The organism is Fusibacillus kribbianus (assembly GCF_030053595.1).
Lineage (GTDB): Bacteria > Bacillota > Clostridia > Lachnospirales > Lachnospiraceae > Lientehia > Lientehia kribbiana.
Map to the genome: position 1 here is coordinate 1 of NZ_JASGBQ010000023.1, position 18,482 is coordinate 18,482.

General features: G+C 50.5%; 22 protein-coding genes. 17 read left to right on the top strand and 5 right to left on the bottom strand.

Annotation, left to right across the window (positions count from 1 at the left end):
* Positions 1-315 precede the first annotated feature (315 nt).
* From QJ036_RS10925 to QJ036_RS14355, 10 genes are all read left to right on the top strand, one after another.
* Positions 316-861 (top strand): hypothetical protein, encoded by a 546-nt coding sequence (locus QJ036_RS10925; protein ID WP_283231419.1) that lies wholly within the window; start codon positions 316-318, stop codon positions 859-861.
* 36 nt (positions 862-897) lie between these two features.
* Entirely contained in the window at positions 898-1,410 is a 513-nt protein-coding gene (locus tag QJ036_RS10930; RefSeq protein ID WP_283231420.1) for a DUF6518 family protein, read from the top strand.
* A gap of 18 nt (positions 1,411-1,428) precedes the next feature.
* The gene (locus tag QJ036_RS10935; protein WP_283231421.1) at positions 1,429-2,214 is read left to right on the top strand and encodes an SDR family NAD(P)-dependent oxidoreductase; all 786 of its coding nucleotides are present in this window, start codon (positions 1,429-1,431) and stop codon (positions 2,212-2,214) included.
* Positions 2,215-2,390: 176 nt separating this feature from the next.
* On the top strand, positions 2,391-2,603 hold the full coding sequence (locus QJ036_RS10940) for a FeoA family protein (RefSeq protein ID WP_283231422.1): 213 nt from the start codon (positions 2,391-2,393) through the stop codon (positions 2,601-2,603).
* 47 nt (positions 2,604-2,650) lie between these two features.
* The gene (locus QJ036_RS10945; RefSeq protein WP_283231423.1) at positions 2,651-2,872 is read left to right on the top strand and encodes a FeoA family protein; all 222 of its coding nucleotides are present in this window, start codon (positions 2,651-2,653) and stop codon (positions 2,870-2,872) included.
* Positions 2,873-2,956: 84 nt separating this feature from the next.
* Complete coding sequence (gene feoB, locus QJ036_RS10950; RefSeq protein WP_283231424.1) at positions 2,957-5,374, top strand: ferrous iron transporter B; 2,418 nt, start codon at positions 2,957-2,959, stop codon at positions 5,372-5,374.
* Between the two features lie 25 nt (positions 5,375-5,399).
* The gene (locus QJ036_RS10955) at positions 5,400-5,573 is read left to right on the top strand and encodes a FeoB-associated Cys-rich membrane protein (protein WP_283231425.1); all 174 of its coding nucleotides are present in this window, start codon (positions 5,400-5,402) and stop codon (positions 5,571-5,573) included.
* Between the two features lie 88 nt (positions 5,574-5,661).
* Positions 5,662-5,949 carry a DUF2325 domain-containing protein gene (locus QJ036_RS10960; protein ID WP_283231426.1) on the top strand — a complete coding sequence of 96 codons (288 nt, stop codon included), beginning with the start codon at positions 5,662-5,664 and terminating at the stop codon, positions 5,947-5,949.
* A gap of 120 nt (positions 5,950-6,069) precedes the next feature.
* Positions 6,070-6,297 carry a DUF3793 family protein gene (locus QJ036_RS14350; protein WP_416388545.1) on the top strand — a complete coding sequence of 76 codons (228 nt, stop codon included), beginning with the start codon at positions 6,070-6,072 and terminating at the stop codon, positions 6,295-6,297.
* A 27-nt stretch (positions 6,298-6,324) separates the two neighbouring features.
* Entirely contained in the window at positions 6,325-6,462 is a 138-nt protein-coding gene (locus tag QJ036_RS14355) for a CDP-alcohol phosphatidyltransferase family protein (RefSeq protein WP_416388546.1), read from the top strand.
* Positions 6,463-6,545: 83 nt separating this feature from the next.
* Here the strand turns inward: QJ036_RS14355 and QJ036_RS10965 are convergent, their stop codons facing one another.
* On the bottom strand, positions 6,546-7,382 hold the full coding sequence (locus QJ036_RS10965) for a DegV family protein (RefSeq protein ID WP_283231427.1): 837 nt from the start codon (positions 7,380-7,382) through the stop codon (positions 6,546-6,548).
* A gap of 222 nt (positions 7,383-7,604) precedes the next feature.
* Here QJ036_RS10965 and QJ036_RS10970 point away from each other — a divergent pair, with 222 nt between their 5' ends.
* Both QJ036_RS10970 and QJ036_RS10975 read left to right on the top strand, forming a co-directional pair.
* The gene (locus tag QJ036_RS10970; protein WP_283231428.1) at positions 7,605-8,009 is read left to right on the top strand and encodes a DUF6465 family protein; all 405 of its coding nucleotides are present in this window, start codon (positions 7,605-7,607) and stop codon (positions 8,007-8,009) included.
* Between the two features lie 183 nt (positions 8,010-8,192).
* Positions 8,193-9,506, top strand: coding sequence for a cell wall hydrolase (locus tag QJ036_RS10975; protein ID WP_283231429.1), 1,314 nt, complete (start codon positions 8,193-8,195; stop codon positions 9,504-9,506).
* Between the two features lie 7 nt (positions 9,507-9,513).
* Here the strand turns inward: QJ036_RS10975 and QJ036_RS10980 are convergent, their stop codons facing one another.
* Positions 9,514-9,870, bottom strand: coding sequence for a SpoVA/SpoVAEb family sporulation membrane protein (locus QJ036_RS10980; protein WP_283231430.1), 357 nt, complete (start codon positions 9,868-9,870; stop codon positions 9,514-9,516).
* Between the two features lie 138 nt (positions 9,871-10,008).
* A complete protein-coding gene (locus QJ036_RS10985) occupies positions 10,009-12,735 on the bottom strand; it encodes a transglycosylase domain-containing protein (RefSeq protein ID WP_283231431.1) in 2,727 nt (908 codons plus the stop codon).
* A gap of 264 nt (positions 12,736-12,999) precedes the next feature.
* Here QJ036_RS10985 and QJ036_RS10990 point away from each other — a divergent pair, with 264 nt between their 5' ends.
* Entirely contained in the window at positions 13,000-13,656 is a 657-nt protein-coding gene (locus tag QJ036_RS10990) for a YigZ family protein (RefSeq protein ID WP_283231432.1), read from the top strand.
* 17 nt (positions 13,657-13,673) lie between these two features.
* Here the strand turns inward: QJ036_RS10990 and ymfI are convergent, their stop codons facing one another.
* A complete protein-coding gene (gene ymfI / locus QJ036_RS10995; RefSeq protein ID WP_283231433.1) occupies positions 13,674-14,399 on the bottom strand; it encodes an elongation factor P 5-aminopentanone reductase in 726 nt (241 codons plus the stop codon).
* A gap of 176 nt (positions 14,400-14,575) precedes the next feature.
* On the opposite strand from ymfI, the gene QJ036_RS11000 reads away from it, so the two are divergent.
* The 4 genes from QJ036_RS11000 to QJ036_RS11015 are packed head-to-tail and all read left to right on the top strand — an operon-like array spanning position 14,576 to position 17,522.
* Entirely contained in the window at positions 14,576-15,487 is a 912-nt protein-coding gene (locus tag QJ036_RS11000; RefSeq protein WP_283231434.1) for an NAD(P)/FAD-dependent oxidoreductase, read from the top strand.
* Between the two features lie 58 nt (positions 15,488-15,545).
* Entirely contained in the window at positions 15,546-16,313 is a 768-nt protein-coding gene (locus QJ036_RS11005) for a glycyl radical enzyme family protein (RefSeq protein ID WP_283231435.1), read from the top strand.
* Positions 16,310-17,086 carry a zinc ribbon domain-containing protein gene (locus QJ036_RS11010; protein ID WP_283231436.1) on the top strand — a complete coding sequence of 259 codons (777 nt, stop codon included), beginning with the start codon at positions 16,310-16,312 and terminating at the stop codon, positions 17,084-17,086. Before QJ036_RS11005 ends, QJ036_RS11010 begins: the two co-directional genes overlap by 4 nt.
* Positions 17,064-17,522, top strand: a complete 459-nt coding sequence (locus QJ036_RS11015) for a hypothetical protein (protein WP_283231437.1) — start codon at positions 17,064-17,066, stop codon at positions 17,520-17,522. Before QJ036_RS11010 ends, QJ036_RS11015 begins: the two co-directional genes overlap by 23 nt.
* Before the next feature lie 2 nt (positions 17,523-17,524).
* Here QJ036_RS11015 and QJ036_RS11020 read toward each other — a convergent pair whose 3' ends face one another.
* A complete protein-coding gene (locus QJ036_RS11020; protein ID WP_283231438.1) occupies positions 17,525-18,391 on the bottom strand; it encodes a class I SAM-dependent methyltransferase in 867 nt (288 codons plus the stop codon).
* Between the last annotated feature and the right edge of the window lie 91 nt (positions 18,392-18,482).

The following is an 18,482-nucleotide window of genomic DNA, read 5'->3' on the forward strand; positions in this document are numbered from 1 at the left end:
TGTACTTGACATACTTAATTATACCACGGATGCGGGTCCTTTTGGGGCCCGTTTTCTGTTTTCGTACAAAAAAGGAGCTGCTGCTCCGTAGATTATTACTCTACTTTTGCAACAGCCCCTTCTTGAAGGACAGAAGAATCTTTTTCACATCTATAATACGAACACATTTATATGTAAAAAGAACCTATATCTGAACATATTTTTCCTGTATAATTAGAATATCTGAAGAGAACAAGTACAGGTATTTCCAGCCGATGGAGCCGGATTGCCGCTATTGGGAAAAACAGAACTGGTACGGAAAAAGGAGGAAATTACATGAAATCTCTGCAAACCATTCAGAAGACCTTCCGGGTCTTTCAGATACTCACAAAAATTGCTTTTATTTTTTGCGTTATCGGTGCATCCGCCTGCGCTGTCGGCACTCTCTGCGCCGCGGCATGGTACTCGGGAGGTCAGGTGTTTTCCCTATTCGGTGAGCCGATAACGATTTTTGCCAGTGGTAAGGGGCTGAACGAGATGCTGGCTGTATTGCTCTCTGATCTTATCCGGCTGGTTACCGAAGCGATCCTGCTGGCATTCGCCAGACAGTATTTCAAAACTGAGCAGACCGAGGGTACGCCCTTTACGGAAAACGGTGCAAATCTGATTAGGAAGCTGGGCATCCGCTGCATTTATATGCCCATCGTGGCAGTGGTGATCGCAGCTGTCGTCACAGTTTGTCTGGGTGCGGAAAGAAGCGGCGATATCAGCAATCTTCCCAGCGTGGCTACCGGCATTGTACTGATTCTGGCTTCTCTGATCTTCCGCTATGGCGCAGAGCTGGAGGGAGGGAATCATTTACAGATTTCTGACAAAGAATAAAAAAGCGGGTATATTAGAAGCAGGAATGAAGAAAGTATGCGGAAAAGAATATGGAATCCGGTCATCATGTTATGCTTTGGCTTGATGATCGGATTTGTTTCAAGGCTATTGGATATTTATACCACGAATTTGGGGGAAATATTCTCTCAAATGGCAATCTGGATTTTAATGGGCACTCTCATTTCCATTTACAGCAGGACAGCCGGGAAAGCGATGCTGAATGTCCTTACCTTCTGCCTGGGAATGCTGTTTACCTACTACCTGACCGCAGTCCTGAGCCACGGGGTATATTCAGGGAGTTACATGATCGGTTGGACAGTGTTCGCACTGTGTTCGCCTGTCATGGCTTATTTTGCATGGTTCACAAAAGAAAAAGGAATGTTCCCGAAAATTGTGAGTGTGGGAATCCTTGCGGTTTCAGTCCTGTCATCTGTCCTGTTTTTTAACAGGCTGCGAATCTATGATCTTGTCATTGACGGAGCTTTGTTTTACGTTCTGTTCTTCAAAAAGATCGACAGACAGGAAGGATTGGATGATTATCGTTTTTGAAAAGGGATGAGAAAGCACATGAAAAGAAAGCAAGCAGCACTGAGAGTGATCGCAATCGTCGGAGCAAATCGCGGAATTGGTTATTATATGGTGAAACGTCTGCTCGAACTTGGCGATTCCATTTCGGTTTTGGATATTGAAACGGATAATCTGAAGGAATTGAGAGAACGCTATCCCGATAAATTAATTACGATTACAGCGGACGCGGCAAAGGATGAAGATATAAAAAACGGCGTGTCCGAGACAATAAAACAATTCGGGAAAATTGATATCGCGGTACATAATGCTTGTCTTTGTACTTTTGAAAGCGAGTCACACAGCGATTACGAGCTTTACAACAAGGTAATGGATATCAACTTTTTTGGGGCCTTACGCCTTTCAAAGGCGGTTTTGCCGGAAATGCGCAAACAGGGTTTTGGAAAAATCATTTTTACCTGCTCAGGTGTTGGTGTTACGGGCTTTGGCAATATTTCTCCTTACGCTTCGTCAAAGGGAGCAATGGAAGCACTAGCGAAATGTCTTGAAATTGAAAATCAGAAATATGGCATTTCCTTTCATTTGTTTCATCCACCGCTTACAGATACGGCTTCATCGGCGAAGCTTCCTGTTCCGAAAGAATTTATGGCAAGCCCTCAGAAAGTCGGGGAAGGGCTTGCCAGACATATTGGATCAAAAAAATTCATTATATGTCATTCTTTTAGCCAGGCAATGCAAATGAAGCTTTGCTATCGGCATCCTTTGTTTATGGGTAAGATGATGTGGAAAATGACAACACGGGCGGATCAGATGGATGAGAATGAATGAAAACGGGAAAGTTCTTGATCGGAGGGATACCATGGTTTTTGCAGATCATAAAAAATTGTAACAAAAACCTATTGACAAAATAGGCCACAGTGAATATAATAATAAACGGTTAGCGGTTGCTAACCTATATTTGAGAAACTGAGTTAGCTGAAACTAATGAATAGAAGGAAAATGTGATGATGCCGCTTACACTTGCAGAAACAGGAGAAGAAAATATCATAAAAAAAATCGGAGGTAAGCAGGAAGTCAAGGTTCACCTGGAGAATCTTGGCTTTGTTGTGGGAGGAGCCGTTACGGTGATCAATACAATTGGCGGCAACGTCATTGTCAATGTGAAAGAATCCCGCATTGCAGTCAGTAAGGAAATGGCGCAGAAAATTATGATCTGATTTTCTGGCAGTTTAACTTAGAATACAGTTCAAGGAGGAGAACAGGCATGAGAACACTGAAAGCAGCAAAAGTCGGTGATACGGTCAGGGTCGTAAAGCTTCATGGCGAAGGCGCGGTCAAACGCCGTATTATGGACATGGGACTGACGAAAGGGGTAGAAGTACACATCCGTAAAGTGGCACCTCTCGGAGATCCGGTTGAGATTACCGTCCGTGGTTACGAGCTTTCCATTCGCAAAGCAGACGCAGAAATGATCGAAATCGAATAAGATAACATGGATTCAGGGGAGGTATCCCCATATTTTTTGAGTTAATGGTTAGCGGACACTAATCAAGAAAGCGAGGAGTGACATATGAATTTGCGAATTGCCCTTGCGGGTAACCCAAACAGCGGAAAGACGACTCTGTTCAATGCACTGACCGGCTCCAACCAGTTCGTCGGAAACTGGCCGGGGGTTACGGTCGAAAAAAAGGAAGGAAAACTGAAAAAGCACAATGACGTTGTGATCACGGACCTTCCTGGTATTTATTCTCTTTCCCCTTACACATTGGAGGAAGTGGTAGCAAGAAACTATCTCATTACCGAGCGGCCTGATGCGATTTTAAACATCATCGACGGTACAAATCTGGAAAGAAACCTGTATCTGACGACGCAGCTTACCGAACTCGGCATTCCTGTTGTTGTTGCGATCAATATGATGGATGTGGTGAAGAAGAACGGTGACAGGATCAATACGGAAGAGCTGTCCCATGAACTTGGATGCAAGGTAGTGGAAATTTCCGCTCTGAAGGGAACCGGAATTATGGAGGCGGCAGAGGCGGCAATTGATGCAGCGAAGAACGGGAAGACTGTCCCGATGCACACCTTCTCGGGCACTGTGGAGCATGCACTTGCGCATATTGAGGAAGCGGCAGTACATAATATGCCTGAAGAACAGCAGCGCTGGTATGCGGTAAAAATTTTTGAACGCGATGACAAGGTACTGGAACAGATTCAGCTTGATCAGGCGGTTCTGGATCACATAGAAGCCGATATTAAGGCTGTGGAGGATGAATTGGACGACGATGCGGAATCCATCATTACCAATGAGCGCTATGTTTATATCGGTCAGATCATCAAGGGCTGTTACAGGAAGAGATCGGCAGGGAGGCTTTCCACCTCCGATAAGATCGATAAGGTCGTTACCAACCGTTTTGCAGCGCTCCCGATATTTGCAGCTGTGATGTTCCTTGTTTATTATATTGCGGTCTCCACCGTCGGCACATTTGCGACTGACTGGGCCAATGACGGCGTGTTTGGCGACGGCTGGCATCTGTTCGGCATCGGAACATCCGCATATGAAGACGCTGTGACGGATTATGCGGCAGAAAACGTCTGGACCGACGAGATGATTTCTGCTGTGGACGCTGCAGCCGGGATGGGTGTCATCGGTGCCGAAGAGATTCAGTCTGCCATTGCCGATGAGGACTTCGGTGCATTTGATGGAGCTTACGGCTCCTATGCGGATGCTCTGGCAGAGGGAGGATATGATATTTCCGAAATCTATGAAGCGGCTCTCGGAGAGGAGGCGGAAGGTGTTCCTGATCCGTCTGAATACGGCGTATGGGTGCCTGGTATTCCCGTACTTGTGGAAAAAGGTCTTGAAGCGGCAAACTGCCCTGAATGGCTGAACGGTTTGATCCTTGACGGTATTATCGGAGGCGTGGGTGCCGTTCTCGGCTTTGTACCGCAGATGCTTGTCCTTTTTATTCTGCTGGCCTTCCTGGAATCCTGCGGATACATGGCTCGAATTGCTTTTGTCCTTGACCGTATTTTCCGCAAATTCGGCCTTTCCGGCAAGTCCTTCATTCCGATGCTGATCGGCACCGGCTGCGGCGTACCCGGAATTATGGCATCCCGTACCATTGAGAATGAACGTGACCGCCGCATGACGATCATGACCACGACCTTTATCCCCTGCGGTGCAAAGCTCCCGATCATCGCACTTATTGCTTCCGCCCTGTTCGGCGGCGCATGGTGGGTGGCCCCCAGTGCTTATTTCATCGGCATCGCTGCTATCATTATTTCCGGCATTATGCTGAAGAAAACGAAAATGTTTGCCGGCGATCCTGCTCCCTTCGTAATGGAATTACCCGCATACCACTGGCCGACTGTCGGCAATGTGCTGCGCTCCATGTGGGAACGGGCATGGTCGTTCATTAAGAAGGCAGGAACGATCATCCTCCTTTCGTCTATCGTCATCTGGGCCGGCTCCTGTTTCGGGACTATGGATGGTGCGTTTACCTTCAGCACGGAAATGGAGCTTGAAAACAGCGTGCTCGGTATGATCGGCAGCGCTCTTTGCTGGATCTTCTCACCACTCGGCTTCGGCAACATCAAGGCTACCGTTGCAACCGTCATGGGCCTTGTGGCAAAGGAAGAAGTTGTCGGCGTGTTCGGTGTCCTTGATTTTGAGGGAATGACCCGCCTTGCCGCGTATTCCTTCCTGGTGTTCAATCTGCTCTGCGCCCCCTGCTTTGCGGCAATCGGTGCCATCAAGCGTGAAATGAACTCTGCAAAGTGGACCTGGTTCGCCATCGGCTATCAGTGTGTGTTTGCTTATGCAATCTCCCTGATGATCTATCAGTTCGGTTCGATCTTTACCGGAGATCTGAATGTGATCGGTCTGATTGCAGCAATTGCCGTTCTCGCAGGGATGATGTATATGCTGTTCATTAAGCGCTATTCCGAAGCGAAAAAACTGACAAAAAGAGTTAAGGTAACAAAATAAAAAATTGTGAAGGGGAGGTAAGAATATGCTTGCCTGGCTTTTAGAAAATATGGCAACCGTTATCATCTGTGCTGTTTTGATCGCTGTTGTTGCGGCAATTATTGTAAGCATGGTGAAAAACAGGAAAAAAGGAAAATCCTCCTGTGGATGCGGGTGTGCAGGCTGTTCAGGAAACAGTTCCTGCCATCCTGAAAAATAACGCTTACGGGAGACGCAGGATACAGTCTGCGTCTCCTGGTTTTTACATGGAGATTAGTGATTGCTAACTGTATAAAAGGAGATACGGAATGAGTGTTGTTATTGTGGGTGGAAATGAATGTATGGTCCGTCAATATAAAACTCTGTGCAGTGAGTATCGATGTAAAGCAAAGGTATATCCGAAAATGTCAGGTGGCTTAAAAAACATTGGAACACCTGATCTTCTGGTACTGTTTACCGATACTGTTTCTCACAAGATGATACAATGTGCGTTGAGTGAAACAAAGGGACGAAATGTACGGATTGCCCGTTCTCACACAAGCTCTATAAGTGCATTAAAAAATATTTTAGAAAAACACACTGCAGGTTGTGAATAGGAAGAGAGGTACATATGTCAGAATAATCGCGCATTAATATATGCTTATCGTCCCGTCCGGCTTTTTCAGGATTTGCAGAACAACACTGCCTGCAGGCTGCTCGCAGAACGAGGATATGAAGTGGGAACACCGGAAGATGTCTGCGGATTTATCGAAAATAAAGCAGAAGGCTGTAAGTGTATCGGATGCTGGAAGATTTACGGAGATACAGATGCGGCGCAGAAAGTTTTTGCAAAATATAAAAAGTGTACGGATATTTATTGCACGGTGTTTGCGAAGGGAAGGTCTGTTGAACGGCTTTGCTGCTGTATTATGCCCAGTGACCGGCATTGTATCGCGGGGCAATGATGAGAATGGTTCTCTGTAAACAATCCGATGGGCTGCTTCCGGATTCCGATAATTCCGGTATTTTTGCTTTTATGCGGCAGGGAGGAGACAAAATGGGAATATTATGCCGCCTTCTTTGTGCCGGCACTCTCCTGTCTGACCGATTTTCTTGACGGGATAATTTGAGGAAAATTTCATTTGGTCACCGATTGGGGAAAGATACGGGATCCGATTCCTGATACAGGCCCTCATTCTGATGATGTAAGTTTTCATTTTGCGGCGTACACGATTCCGAAGGCTTCGGGACCGATATGGGCGCCGATGGTGGGACCGATCTGAAGCGTTTCGGCGGGGGCAAAGCCGGCAGTACGAAGCTTAGCCACCAGTTTTGTACAGTTATTGATGCCGTAGCTGTATATGGGGTACAGGGGAAAAGAGGCGTCCATACCGGATTTTTCAAGGACGCTCACGATCTGGCTGATGGCCTTGTTTTTGCCCACGCATTTGCCGATGACTGCCACACTTCCCTCGGGAGAAATGGTTACGATCGGGCGGATACCGGCCAGATTTCCAATGGCAGCGGCAGTTTTTGAAATGCGGCCGCCCCGCTGCAGAAAATCCAGGGTGTCGGGCGCAGCAACCACACGGACCCGGGAACGCAGAGCTTCCAGCCGGGCTGCGATCTCTCCGGCTCCGAGCCCCTCTTTTACGAGCTGCAGGGCATGATCGGCCATGAGCTTGATGGTGTAGGTGGCGGTAAGAGAATCAAGAATATAGATTTTATCGTAGGCGGCCATGGATTTGGCCAGAAAAGCACTTTGGCAGGTGCCGCTCAAAGCGGAGGAGAGCAGGATGCAGATCAGCTCGTCTCCGTTTTTCTTTGCCTCCAGGAACAGGTCCAGAAAGGCATGGGGGGAGGGCTGGGAGGTTTTGGGAAATTCTCCGGTCCGGGAAAGGATTTCATAAAATTCGTCCCGCCCCAGATTCTTTCCGTCGATATAGCCGGTTTCACCGATGGTTATGGTGATGGGAACAAGCAAAAGCCCCTTCGTTTGGATTTCTTCCATTTGATAGTCTGAAGCAGAATCTACAAGTATGCGTATCATATATCGTATTCTCCAAATAGTTTGAACAACAAAATAAAAAGCTTATTTTGTAGCATATTACATCATAGCTATGCTGTCAATGGGTAAAACTATCCTTTTTGACGGTTTTTTTTTGAAATGCTTGCAAAATAAAGAATATCGCTGTATGATATGGATGGCATCGTGCCTGTAACAGACTGGAAGATGGATAGGCAAAAAGTAAGTATAACGAGGAGAATAATTATGGCAAGAAGAAAAACTCAGACTACAGCAAAGGCAGCAGCCGCAGTTGTGAAGGAAGCGGCTAAGGCAGAGACTGTAAAGACAGCAGCTGCACCGGCAGAGGAGGCGGCAGTAAAGGAAGCCCCCGTGGCAGAGGCACCTGCAAAAGAGGCAGCGCCCGCTGCAGAGAAGAAGGCAGAAGCAAAGAAGCCTGCAAAGAAGCAGGAGATCAAGACGACCGTTTCTGTTCAGTACCTGGGCAAGGATATTTCCGATAAGGATATGGTTGCTCTCGTAAAGAAGCAGTGGACCGCTTCCAAGCACAAGATCAGCGAAATCAAGACCATGGAGCTGTATGTGAAGGTTGAGGAGAATACCGTATATTATGTGATCAACGGTACCGAGAAGGGAAGCGTGGAGATCTAAGGATTTCCGACGTGACGGCAGCCCTGCTTCGGAGCTTTTAAAGGCCCCGGAACGGGGCTGTTTTTTTGCGGCTGTTTTGATGTCTGTGTGTTTGGTTGAAATACGGGGGTTTTTGTAGTATACTCTACCATATATGAAATTTGCACACGAAAAACAGGTTTTTGAAAACGTACAGAGGTATTTATGAAAAAACACAGAACGCTATGGATTGCTCTCGTATTTCTGTTGACTGCAGTCGGCGCTTTGTCGGCAGCCGCATCCAATGCTGAGGTCGAGGATGCCAGAGATCAGGTGGAACAGGCGGAGGCCAAAGCAAAGGATATCCGTGAGGCCAGCGAACGGTTCCGTGCATATCTGGAAGAACTCAATCAGGAGCTCGATCAGCTGACGGAGGAGATGGAGGAACTGGCACTCAGAAGAGCGGAAGTGCAGGCATCTCTGGAGACAACGGCTGCTGAACTGGAAGAGGCCAGAGAGACGGAGGCTGTTCAGTATGAGGCAATGAAAAAACGGATTCAGTATATGTACGAGAACCGGGATGCAGGCTTTATCGGAGTGATTTTTTCGGAAGAGAGTCTTTCCACCATTCTCAACAAGGCGGAATATGCCATGGAGATGGCACAGTATGACAGAGAAATGCTGACTGCCTATCAGGAGACCAAGGAGCTGGTGGCGAGAAAGGAAAACGATCTTCTGACGGAGCAGACCGATCTCGACCAGCTGGTTCGAGAGACGGAGGAGAAGCAGAATGAGGTTCTGATCGCCATTGCCGAAACTTCCCAGAAGATGGAGGATTGTGCAGGAGAACTGGAGGATGCTGAAGGACAGCTGGCCCAATACCGTTCTGAACTTCAGAAGAGGGAACTGGAAGCGGAGGAGCGGATGGCTGAGCTGGCAGAACAGGAAAAACCCGATGATAATCAGGTGGCGGACGGAACAGGAAGTAATGCAAAGCCTCCGGCCATACAGCCGGAGGAACCGGAGAAGCCTTCCCCCGCCGAGTCGACAGCCGCACCTGATATACCGGATGAAAAGCCGGATACACCCACAGAAAAGCCGGATACGCCAACCGAAAAACCGGATATGCCGACCCAGGCGCCGACGGAGCCTGCGGATCCCCAGCCCACGGAACCGGAAGACGAATTTGATTATTCAGTCTACAGTGATCTGGAGCTGATGGCGGCCATGATCTACCGGGAGGCAAATATGGAGCCGTGGGAGGGAAAGGTTGCCGTCGGCAATGTGATCATGAACCGGATAAACAGCAGCCGCTATCCCAATACTATGATCGGTGTGCTTTCCCAGCCGTATCAGTTCACTCCCTGGGGCTACCCAAAATATCAGAATGCCCTGAAGAACGGTGTTAACAGTGAATGTACAAGGGCAGCCCAGGTAGCTATGAGCGGCAGTGAAAATTACATTGGAGATCTGCTCCATTTCCGGACGGTAAAAGAGGGTTATGAAGGAATTATCATCGGAACGCACGTGTTCTATTGATTCCGGGTCAGTCCTTCATTTTCGGATTGAAAAAGAGGGAGCCGATGTAGCCGAAGATCAGCGCTCCGCTGATTCCGGCGGCACTGGCCTTGAGACCGCCAAGGAAAAGGCCGAGGGCGCCCTTTTCATCAATGCATTCCCGGACTCCTTTAAAAAGAGTATTCCCGAAGCCGAGGAGCGGAATGGACGCTCCGGCGCCGGCCCACTCGATAAAGGGATCGTAGATTCCGAGAAAGCCAAGAAACGTGCCGGTGCACACAAGAAGTACCATGATGCGGCCGGGCATCAGCTTTGTCCGATCCATCAGAATCTGGACCAGGGCGCAGATGGCGCCTCCGACTAAAAAAGCTTTTAAAAAATCCATACTTCACGACCTTTCATTGTATTCCTTTGAAAAGTCTGTGCAGTATGGATTTTTTTATGCATTTCCCCGGAAATATTAAATTTTTGTTTCGATTTTTCGAGGAAGCTCAGGAATCCTCAAAAACAGTCCGTTTTGTGCTTAAGGACCTGTTGGACTTCCGGAATTTGTACTGCCGGTTCCGTTATTGCCGGTTCCTGTGGTTCCGGGAATCGTACCGGAACCATCACCGGGAGTGGTTTCTCCAGGAATCGGCTGACCGTTTTCATCGGTCAGGAAGGGGAAGCCGAAGCCGGTATGGATGGGACAGGTACTGTTCTTTAAGGTGGCGGGCAGCAGATACGCGTTGTCGTCGGTGACGCCGGTGGCCTCATCTGTCAGAGTCCGGTAAACCCGGTTCTGCTTGAGGGCCTCAGGACAGAATTCCGAGGCAAGGGCGCCGCTCAGGCTGCATACCGTTACCTTTACATGGTGATCGCATACCTCAGTGGGAGCAGTTCCTCTGGCAAAATATTCGGTATAGATCATATTGCCTTCGGGGTCAGCATCGCAGATACCGGGAACGGCCAGCTTGCCGGATTTGTGGCAGATCTGCACTTCCTCGATGGTTCCCGGCTTTTCAGGAAATTCTTTGGCTGGAAGCTTTTCGCAGGCACGGGACATGATGTTGTACCACATGGTTCTCACATCGTCACCGGTGTCTAACGGGCTGTTTTCATCGTAGCCCTGCCAGATGCCCATGGTGTAATAGGGTGTGTATCCCACAAACCAGATATCGTTGGTGTTGGTGGTGGTACCGGTTTTTCCGGCGGTAGGCATATTCGGAATCTTGGTTTCCGGTTTGCTGGTGTGGATCGAGGTACGGTTATACAGGTGAGAGGAAACACAGACATCCTCCATGGCGTTGGTCAGAAGCCATGAGGTGGATTCCTTCAGAACCGTGCGGGTCTCCGGTTCATTATCAATGATGATCTTGCCGTTGCTGTCCACGATCTTTGTGTAATACACAGGCTTTGTGTAGATCCCTCTGTTGGCAATGGCTGCATACGCGGCGGTCAGCTCCAGATTGCTGACACCGTATGTGATGCCGCCCAGACACAGAGGCGCGCCGATATCGGTATAAACCTGGCCGGTCGTCTGATTGACTTCGCTCTCCACCAGGGAGGTAATGCCGAAATCCAGGGCATACTGATAACCGAGCTGCGGCGTTACCGTGTTCATCAGGGTTTTCAGAGCAATGATATTCATGGAATAGGTGACACCGTCCCGGATATTGGCATAGCCCACATACTGGGAACCCCACCAGTTTTTGAAATCCTTTTCGTCCACGGAGTAAGGTTCGTCGTAATAGACAGAACCGAGAGTGGCTCCGGCACTGTCGAGGGCCGGGGCAAAGGCGGTCAGCACCTTGAAGGTGGAACCGGGCTGACGCAGGGTGTCGGTGGCGCGGTTCAGGCTCATGCTGGTGGGCTTTTCTCCGCGTCCGCCGTTTATGGCCAGAACATATCCCGTTTCCTGATCCATGAGGACGCAGGAGCTTTGCGGCTGCAGCGTAATGTCAAGCCGTTCCCCCTGGATCATGTCGTCGGTCTTCACAACTGTCTCCTTATAGGCCTCGACATGCTGACGGATCTCATCCTCGGTGGCAAAGATCAGCTTTATTGTTTCTTCTCCTGTCTGCTGTCTCAGCCAGGATTTGATATTGGCTTCGGAATAATGATCGGTGGTGCCGTCCTTGTGCGTGACGGAAAGACGATAGGTGAAGCTGTAAAGGATCTCGCTGTGGGCATAATTGTCAGGGTCGGAGATCTCCTCGTCCACAATGGCCTGAAGCCGTGGATCCTGAGTGGTGTAGATCCTGAGACCGCCGCTGTAAAGCAGGTTGCGGGCCTCCGTTTCGGAGTAACCGGCCTTTTCCTGCAGATCCGCCAGCGCCTGTACAATGGTTTCATCTACAAAATAACTGTACACGGAGGGTTCGTTGGACCTGGCGGCTTCAACCTCCTGGATCTGCACATAGACATCGTCGGTCTGGGCGGCCAGCCGTTCTTCCTGGGTGATGTAACCCTGCTCGTACATATTTTCCAGAACGATATCCCGCCGTTTGGCATTATCCTCCGGATGGGTGATGGGATTGTAACGGCCGGGACTGGAGGTGACGGCCGCGATCACGGCGCATTCGGACAGATTCAGTTCACTGACATCCTTCCCGAAATAACGCTGGGAGGCAGCCTGTACACCGAGGGTATTAGCTCCCAGATTGATGGTATTCAGATAATTCTGGAGAATGATCTTCTTATCCATGGTCTTTTCCAGCTGAATGGCCAGGTACTGCTCCTGAACCTTCCGCTTGACGGTGGCACCGAAATTGGTCTCCATGCCGCCGTCAAAGGCCACGTTTTTGATGAGCTGCTGGGTAATGGTGCTGGCTCCCTGCTCCATTTTCCGGGTGAGAAGTCCGGAAAAGACAGCACGGGTCATGCCCTTGATGTCCACACCCTTATGAGTCCAGAAACGGGAATCCTCGATGGCTACAATGGCATTGACCAGATTCTTGGGGATCTGGGAATATTCGACCGGCTGCCTGTTGGAACCAGCCATAACAAGAGTTTCAATTTCATTGCCCTCCGCATCATAGAGAATGGTGGCGGAGGCATTGGGAGACATGTCCAGGGTACTCAAGTCCGGGGCAGAGTTTAACATTCCCCGGAACATACCGAGACCGACAAAAACACATGCCACAAATAAAGTGATAAGACCAAGAAGAAAAAGCTTGAAGGTCAGCACGGCTGCCTTCGTTTTTCGCTTGACAGATTTTGAGGAACAGGCGTGAATCTGCTTCTTCAGGCCGGATTTTCCATAGTTCATAAGGCGTCCTCCTAGAACTTAAGTATACCAAAAAAATGTCTACAAATAAAGGGGTATTTGGAGATACCAGCCTGTGGCTGCCCGGTTTTCTGCCGGATATTACAAGATTGTTACATAAATATTAGGGGCAGGAGCAGTCGAAACAGACTTTCCCGGGCCGGCGGATGGTTTCCAAATGCGGGAAAAGATGGTATAATCAGAGAAACAGGATTCTTCCCGGTTAAACAGCGGGGATTCGCCGGGAAATAAAAATAAGGAGACGATATGAGACAGAGCTATCTGGAGGCTTACAAAGGCGGAGAGGGAGAACTGGTGGAAAAGAAATCCCGGTTTATTGCCACGGTCCGTCCTGTGAAATCAGAGGCGGAGGCAGCTGCCTTCATTGAGGAGATGAGAAAGAAATACTGGAATGCCAGTCATAACTGCACTGCCTTCTGCGTGGGCCGGAACAATGAGCTGACAAGATGCAGCGACGACGGAGAGCCCGGCGGAACGGCGGGACGCCCCATGCTGGATGTGCTTCTTGGGGAAGGGATCCACAATGTATGTGTGGTCGTGACCAGATATTTTGGGGGAACGCTTCTGGGTACGGGCGGTCTGGTACGTGCCTATTCGGGAGCTGTGAAGGAGGGCCTGAAAAACAGCATTGTTTTAGACAAGCGTCCGGGCCGGGAAGCGGCGGTCACCTGTGATTACAACGGTCTTGGAAAGCTGCAGTACATTGCCGGACAGATGAAGCTCCCGGTGCTCGATATCCAGTATACCGATATCGTGGCAGCCAGGCTGATGCTCCCGGAGGCAGATGTGGATGCCTTTGTGAAAAAGGTGACTGAGGCAACCAACGGAAAGGCGGTCATTGAGCTTCTCGGCACACCTTATTATGCAGACAACGACGGAGAGCTTTTGATCTTCGAAGAGTAGAACAAGGAACGGCGGCATTATTGCCAGCCGCCGTCCAGGGTAATGATCTGTCCGGTCAGATAGGCAGGAGAGGAAAGAATCCGGAAGGCGGTCTCTGCGGCCTCCTCCGGTCTGCCCAGACGGCCGGCAGGGATCTCATCAATGAGAGCGGCTTCCTCCTCCTCGGACAGGAAGCTGTTCATTGCGGTATCAATGGCTCCGCAGGCCAGGGCGTTGACCTGGATGTTTGACGGGGCCAGTTCCTTTGCAAGAGCTTTCGTAAGGGCGTTGATGCCGCCCTTGGTGGCAGAGTAGGCAGCCTCGCAGGAAGCGCCGACGGCCCCCCAGACTGAGGAAATATTGAGGATCCTTCCCTGCTGGGCAGCTACCATGGACGGAATGGCCTGACGGCAGCAGTAAAAGACGGAAGACAGGTTGGTGTGAAGCAGACTGTCCCATTCCGTGTCGGTCATATCCTGCAGAAGTCCGATATGGGAGATCCCGGCATTGTTGATAAGAATATCCACGGTGCCGAAGGCTTTTTGAGCTTCCTCAAACAGCCGCCGGCAGTCCTCTGCCTTTCCCACATCGGCAGTCACGGCCAGACAGGAAGCACCCAGGGCGAGAAGCTGATCCCTTGTCCGGAAAAGCTCGCCCTCTCCTCTTGCACAGAGAACAGTCCGGAATCCTTCTCTGGCGAACCGGAAGGCGATGGCTTTTCCGATTCCGCGGGAAGCTCCGGTTATCAAAACAGTTTTATTCATAAAAAACTCCTTTATCATCCATACGATTCTTTGACGGCAAAGCGGCAGAACAGGCTGCCTGCTTACTCAGTATAACACATTTTTTCGGATTATACGAGATGCCCTGTGAAAGATACGGGAAAAGCAGAAGCAGCCAGGTCTGAGAAACGGATTCTTTGACGGGAAAGAAGGGTATTATGGAATATGATCTGATTATTGTGGGCTGCGGTCCGGCAGGGATGGCAGCAGCTGTTTATGGAGTGAGGGCAGGGCTTCGCACTCTGGCGCTTGATAAGACAGCAATCGGCGGCCAGCTTCTGAATACCTGGGCCGTGGATAATTATCCGGGGCTTCCCGGACTTTCCGGTTTTGACCTGGCAGAGCGGATGAGAGATCACGCGAAGGAGCTGGGAGTGTCCTTCGCAGCAGAACGGGTCCTCCGTATCGAGAACGGAGGTGTCCGGAAAACCGTCATCGGCGAAGGGAAAGACTGGCAGACCAGGGCAGTCATTGCGGCAGGCGGCGCCAGACGCCGGCTTCTTCATGTGCCGGGGGAGGAGCGTCTGACAGGCCGGGGAGTCAGCTACTGCGCTGCCTGTGACGGGGCGTTTTTTAAAGGCAGAACGGCAGCTGTGGTCGGCGGAGGTGATGTAGCGCTGGAGGATGCCATTTTCCTGGCCAGAGTCTGCAGACAGGTGTATCTGATCCACCGCCGGGGAGAATTTAGAGGAGCGAAAAGTCTTCAGGAGAAGGTTTTTTCTCTGTCCAATGTGAAGCTTCTGAAAAATACGGTGGTGACCTCCATTGAGGGGAAGGATGCGGTAACCGGAGTGAAGCTTCAAGCTGTGGGAAGCGGCAGAGAAGAAAGCCTTTCGCTGGATGGAGTGTTTATTGCCGTCGGTGCAGCACCGGAGACAGAAGCGTATGAGGGGCTTCTGGAGCTTTCGGAGGACGGTTATATCTGTGCCGGTGAGGATGGAATCACCTCCGTGCCGGGGATTTTTGCGGCGGGAGACATCCGTACCAAGAGTCTCCGTCAGATCGTGACAGCAGTCTCTGACGGGGCCAATGCGGCGGTTTCGGCAGAACGTTATCTTGGCCGCCACTGACAGAAGCGGTGTACAGGGAAGCTTTCCTGTGCACCGGATAAAGAGGAGGAAGCTACATATGCCCGAGGTGGGAAAATGGATACAGTGTAAAAACTGCGGTGCCGAATATGAGATTCAGGAGGCTGCCTGTCCTTATTGCGGAGCGGAAAATGAGAGAGAGAAGGAAAGGATCCGGAAAGAGGATTTAAGAGAGTTTGCCAGAGAGCGGGAGGAGATCACAGCCCTTCCCAAACGGCATTTGAAAAAGAGGACAAAGATCGCGCTGATCGCATTGGCGGCTCTGCTTCTTTTGACACTCGTTCTTTCTGTAGCTGGAGGAATCAGCCGGAGCCTTTCGGAAAAAAAGGAGAGAAATCAGGCAGAGCAGGAGAAAGAGACCATGGAGGAATACTATCAGGCGAAGGATTACGAAAGCCTGTATGAGTATTATGTGGAATGTGAATCCTACAGTCCGTCCTACCGGAAATACTGGGAGGTGGCTTCCGCATGGAACTGGATGGAATTTATCCGTGAGACAAAGGAGGCTCTTTCCGGTCCTCAGGACGAATACGTGTATTATGGAATCTCCTATGCCCTTTCGGGCGCGTCATCGGCCCTTTCGGTCATAGACGAAGGCCTGGATGACGGAGTAGAGCGGGGAAACGAGGAGGTGCTTGAGGGCTTTCGGGAGGAGATCCTTCAGTTCTTCCGGGAAGATCTGAAGCTTACGGAGGAAGAAATCGAACAGGTCATCCGGGCCGGCGGACGCAACGATGCTGTGGACTGGGATGCCCTTGACCGGTCGGTGATGAATCGTCTGGGACTTACAGAAGGGGACGAATCATGAAATGTTCAGGCTGTGGCGCAAACTTTTCCAGTAGATTAAAGGCGTGCCCATACTGCGGTACGGTCAATAACGAGGCGCTGCTCCGGGAGAGGGAGCGGGAGGAAAGACGCCGGCTTTTGAAGCGTCTGAGGGTGAAAACACTCAGAGAAGCGGAGCCGAAGATCGTCCTTCAGGTATTAAACCGGGTGATCCTTTGTCTGGTGGCCCTTTGGGTCTTGATGATCGGAGCCGTTTATGTGGTCAGTGCTGTGGGAGAACGGAGGGAGGAGGCAAAAAAGGCTTCCGTTTCTCTGGAGGACCACAGAAGGCAGCTGGAAGAACTGAAAGCGGAAGAAAAGTATGATGAACTGGCTGAATATCTGGGAGAATATCATCTGTCCATGTATGAGGAGGGAATGGAGCCTTACTGGCAGCTCTATGAGCTTCATCGGGATATGAGAGATTTCTGGGAAAGGGCAGAAGCCATCGAGGCACTTTCCCAGGAAGCGGCGGCGGAGGATGAGTGGCGGTACCGGTCCTTTGCCGACAGCGTTTGCGAGATCTGGAAATACGGAAGCTCCCAGTATGAATGGGATCTGATCCTGCCGGAGAATGAGGAGCTTTACGGACAATGGAGGGAACAGGTTTTCCTTTATCTTCGGGCCTGCTGCGGTCTTTCTGAAGAGGAGATCGGGACGTGGCTGGAGGAAAAGGAGCTTTCCTATGAAAATGCAGAGCAGTTCGGTGATTTTCTGAAAAGGAGGGCGGCAGATGGAAGCGAAACGGAGTTTTAAAGGCTATACAGCAAAAATTGTGTTCCGAGCGGTTCTCATTGGCTTTCTCCTTCTGGGAATGATTCCTGCTCTGATGGCCTTCGGATATTTTCTGGGCGGAAGCGCCGGAGAGGAGGAACGGGAGCTGGAGGATGCTTATGCTGCCTGCGAACACGACTATTACAGCGGCGAGTATGCGGCGCTTTTCAATACGCTGGAGCTTTATGATGTCAGAAATGAACGGCTTTCCCGTTTTCAGGAGGCGGCAGAGTTCTATGAGGCCTGGCAGAAATGGCAGCTCTACCGGAAGGGAGCGGGGCTTTCGGATATTGACGAGGCGAAACGGCAGGAGTATGAGACGAAGGCGGCAGAGTATGAAAAAACTGTCCGCCAGTCCTATGAGAACTGTACGGACAGTGAAAACCGCAGTATGATGAAAAAGCTTCTGGAAGAGTAAGCTTATTTTGCCTCCCATCGGCCTGAGGCGCCGCAGGGGAGAACTAGGCCGCTTTCCGTGACGGGAAGGCCGACCTCGTCGGCGGCAGTCTGTCCGCCAAGCTCCTTCAGAGTGACACCCAGCATATAGGAGAGAACGGAAGGGGCCAGACCGGTGGTGTAGGAGTTGATGAGGAAAAACAGGGGATCTTTTGATAAAAGCTGCGCACACAGTTTCACAAGGGGGAAGATGGCGTCCTCGATCTTCCAGATTTCACCCTTTGGACCGCGTCCGTAAGAGGGAGGATCCATGATGATGCCGTCATAATGATTGCCGCGGCGGAGCTCCCGCTCCACGAACTTGACGCAATCATCCACGATCCAGCGGATCGGCGCTTCTCCGAGGCCGGAGGACCGGGCGTTTTCTCTGGCCCAGGTCACCATTCCTTTGGAGGCGTCCACATGGGTCACCTGCGCTCCGGCACGGGCTGCAGCCAGTGTGGCGCCGCCGGTATAGGCAAAAAGGTTCAGGACCCGGATAGGGCGTCCAGCTTTTTTGATTTTAGAGGAAAACCAGTCCCAGTTGACGGCCTGCTCCGGGAAAAGCCCTGTGTGCTTGAAGCTGAATGGTTTCAGATTGAAGGTCAGCTTCAGCGGCTCATAGCCGATGGTCCACTGCTCCGGCAGATGGAAAAATTCCCACTCGCCGCCGCCCTTGGAGCTTCGGTGGTAATGACCGTTTTTGGTACGCCAGCCCTTTGCCTTCCGCTCTGTATTCCAGATGACCTGCGGGTCAGGACGAACCAGGATGTATTCTCCCCAGCGCTCCAGCTTTTCTCCGCGGGAGGTGTCGAGAACTTCGTAATCGTTCCAGTTATCTGCAATCCACATGTTGGATATTCCTTTCCGGTTTATTCTTTACCACATTATATATGCTTTTGGAAATCCAGTCAATGGAAAGCAGGGAATGGGATTTTTTCTG

Excerpts from the sequence above, each read along its gene's own strand:
- QJ036_RS10970 (WP_283231428.1), top strand. The coding sequence starts at position 7,605 with ATGGCAAGAAGAAAAACTCAGACTACAGCAAAGGCAGCAGCCGCAGTT.
- QJ036_RS11020 (WP_283231438.1), bottom strand. The coding sequence starts at position 18,391 with ATGTGGATTGCAGATAACTGGAACGATTACGAAGTTCTCGACACCTCC.
- QJ036_RS10975 (WP_283231429.1), top strand. The coding sequence starts at position 8,193 with ATGAAAAAACACAGAACGCTATGGATTGCTCTCGTATTTCTGTTGACT.
- QJ036_RS11015 (WP_283231437.1), top strand. The coding sequence starts at position 17,064 with ATGGAAGCGAAACGGAGTTTTAAAGGCTATACAGCAAAAATTGTGTTC.
- QJ036_RS10960 (WP_283231426.1), top strand. The coding sequence starts at position 5,662 with ATGAGTGTTGTTATTGTGGGTGGAAATGAATGTATGGTCCGTCAATAT.
- QJ036_RS10965 (WP_283231427.1), bottom strand. The coding sequence starts at position 7,382 with ATGATACGCATACTTGTAGATTCTGCTTCAGACTATCAAATGGAAGAA.
- QJ036_RS10990 (WP_283231432.1), top strand. The coding sequence starts at position 13,000 with ATGAGACAGAGCTATCTGGAGGCTTACAAAGGCGGAGAGGGAGAACTG.
- feoB (WP_283231424.1), top strand. The coding sequence starts at position 2,957 with ATGAATTTGCGAATTGCCCTTGCGGGTAACCCAAACAGCGGAAAGACG.
- QJ036_RS11000 (WP_283231434.1), top strand. The coding sequence starts at position 14,576 with ATGGAATATGATCTGATTATTGTGGGCTGCGGTCCGGCAGGGATGGCA.
- QJ036_RS10980 (WP_283231430.1), bottom strand. The coding sequence starts at position 9,870 with ATGGATTTTTTAAAAGCTTTTTTAGTCGGAGGCGCCATCTGCGCCCTG.
- QJ036_RS10940 (WP_283231422.1), top strand. The coding sequence starts at position 2,391 with ATGATGCCGCTTACACTTGCAGAAACAGGAGAAGAAAATATCATAAAA.
- QJ036_RS10935 (WP_283231421.1), top strand. The coding sequence starts at position 1,429 with ATGAAAAGAAAGCAAGCAGCACTGAGAGTGATCGCAATCGTCGGAGCA.
- ymfI (WP_283231433.1), bottom strand. The coding sequence starts at position 14,399 with ATGAATAAAACTGTTTTGATAACCGGAGCTTCCCGCGGAATCGGAAAA.
- QJ036_RS10930 (WP_283231420.1), top strand. The coding sequence starts at position 898 with ATGCGGAAAAGAATATGGAATCCGGTCATCATGTTATGCTTTGGCTTG.
- QJ036_RS11010 (WP_283231436.1), top strand. The coding sequence starts at position 16,310 with ATGAAATGTTCAGGCTGTGGCGCAAACTTTTCCAGTAGATTAAAGGCG.
- QJ036_RS10945 (WP_283231423.1), top strand. The coding sequence starts at position 2,651 with ATGAGAACACTGAAAGCAGCAAAAGTCGGTGATACGGTCAGGGTCGTA.
- QJ036_RS10925 (WP_283231419.1), top strand. The coding sequence starts at position 316 with ATGAAATCTCTGCAAACCATTCAGAAGACCTTCCGGGTCTTTCAGATA.
- QJ036_RS10985 (WP_283231431.1), bottom strand. The coding sequence starts at position 12,735 with ATGAACTATGGAAAATCCGGCCTGAAGAAGCAGATTCACGCCTGTTCC.
- QJ036_RS10955 (WP_283231425.1), top strand. The coding sequence starts at position 5,400 with ATGCTTGCCTGGCTTTTAGAAAATATGGCAACCGTTATCATCTGTGCT.
- QJ036_RS14355 (WP_416388546.1), top strand. The coding sequence starts at position 6,325 with ATGGGCTGCTTCCGGATTCCGATAATTCCGGTATTTTTGCTTTTATGC.
- QJ036_RS11005 (WP_283231435.1), top strand. The coding sequence starts at position 15,546 with ATGCCCGAGGTGGGAAAATGGATACAGTGTAAAAACTGCGGTGCCGAA.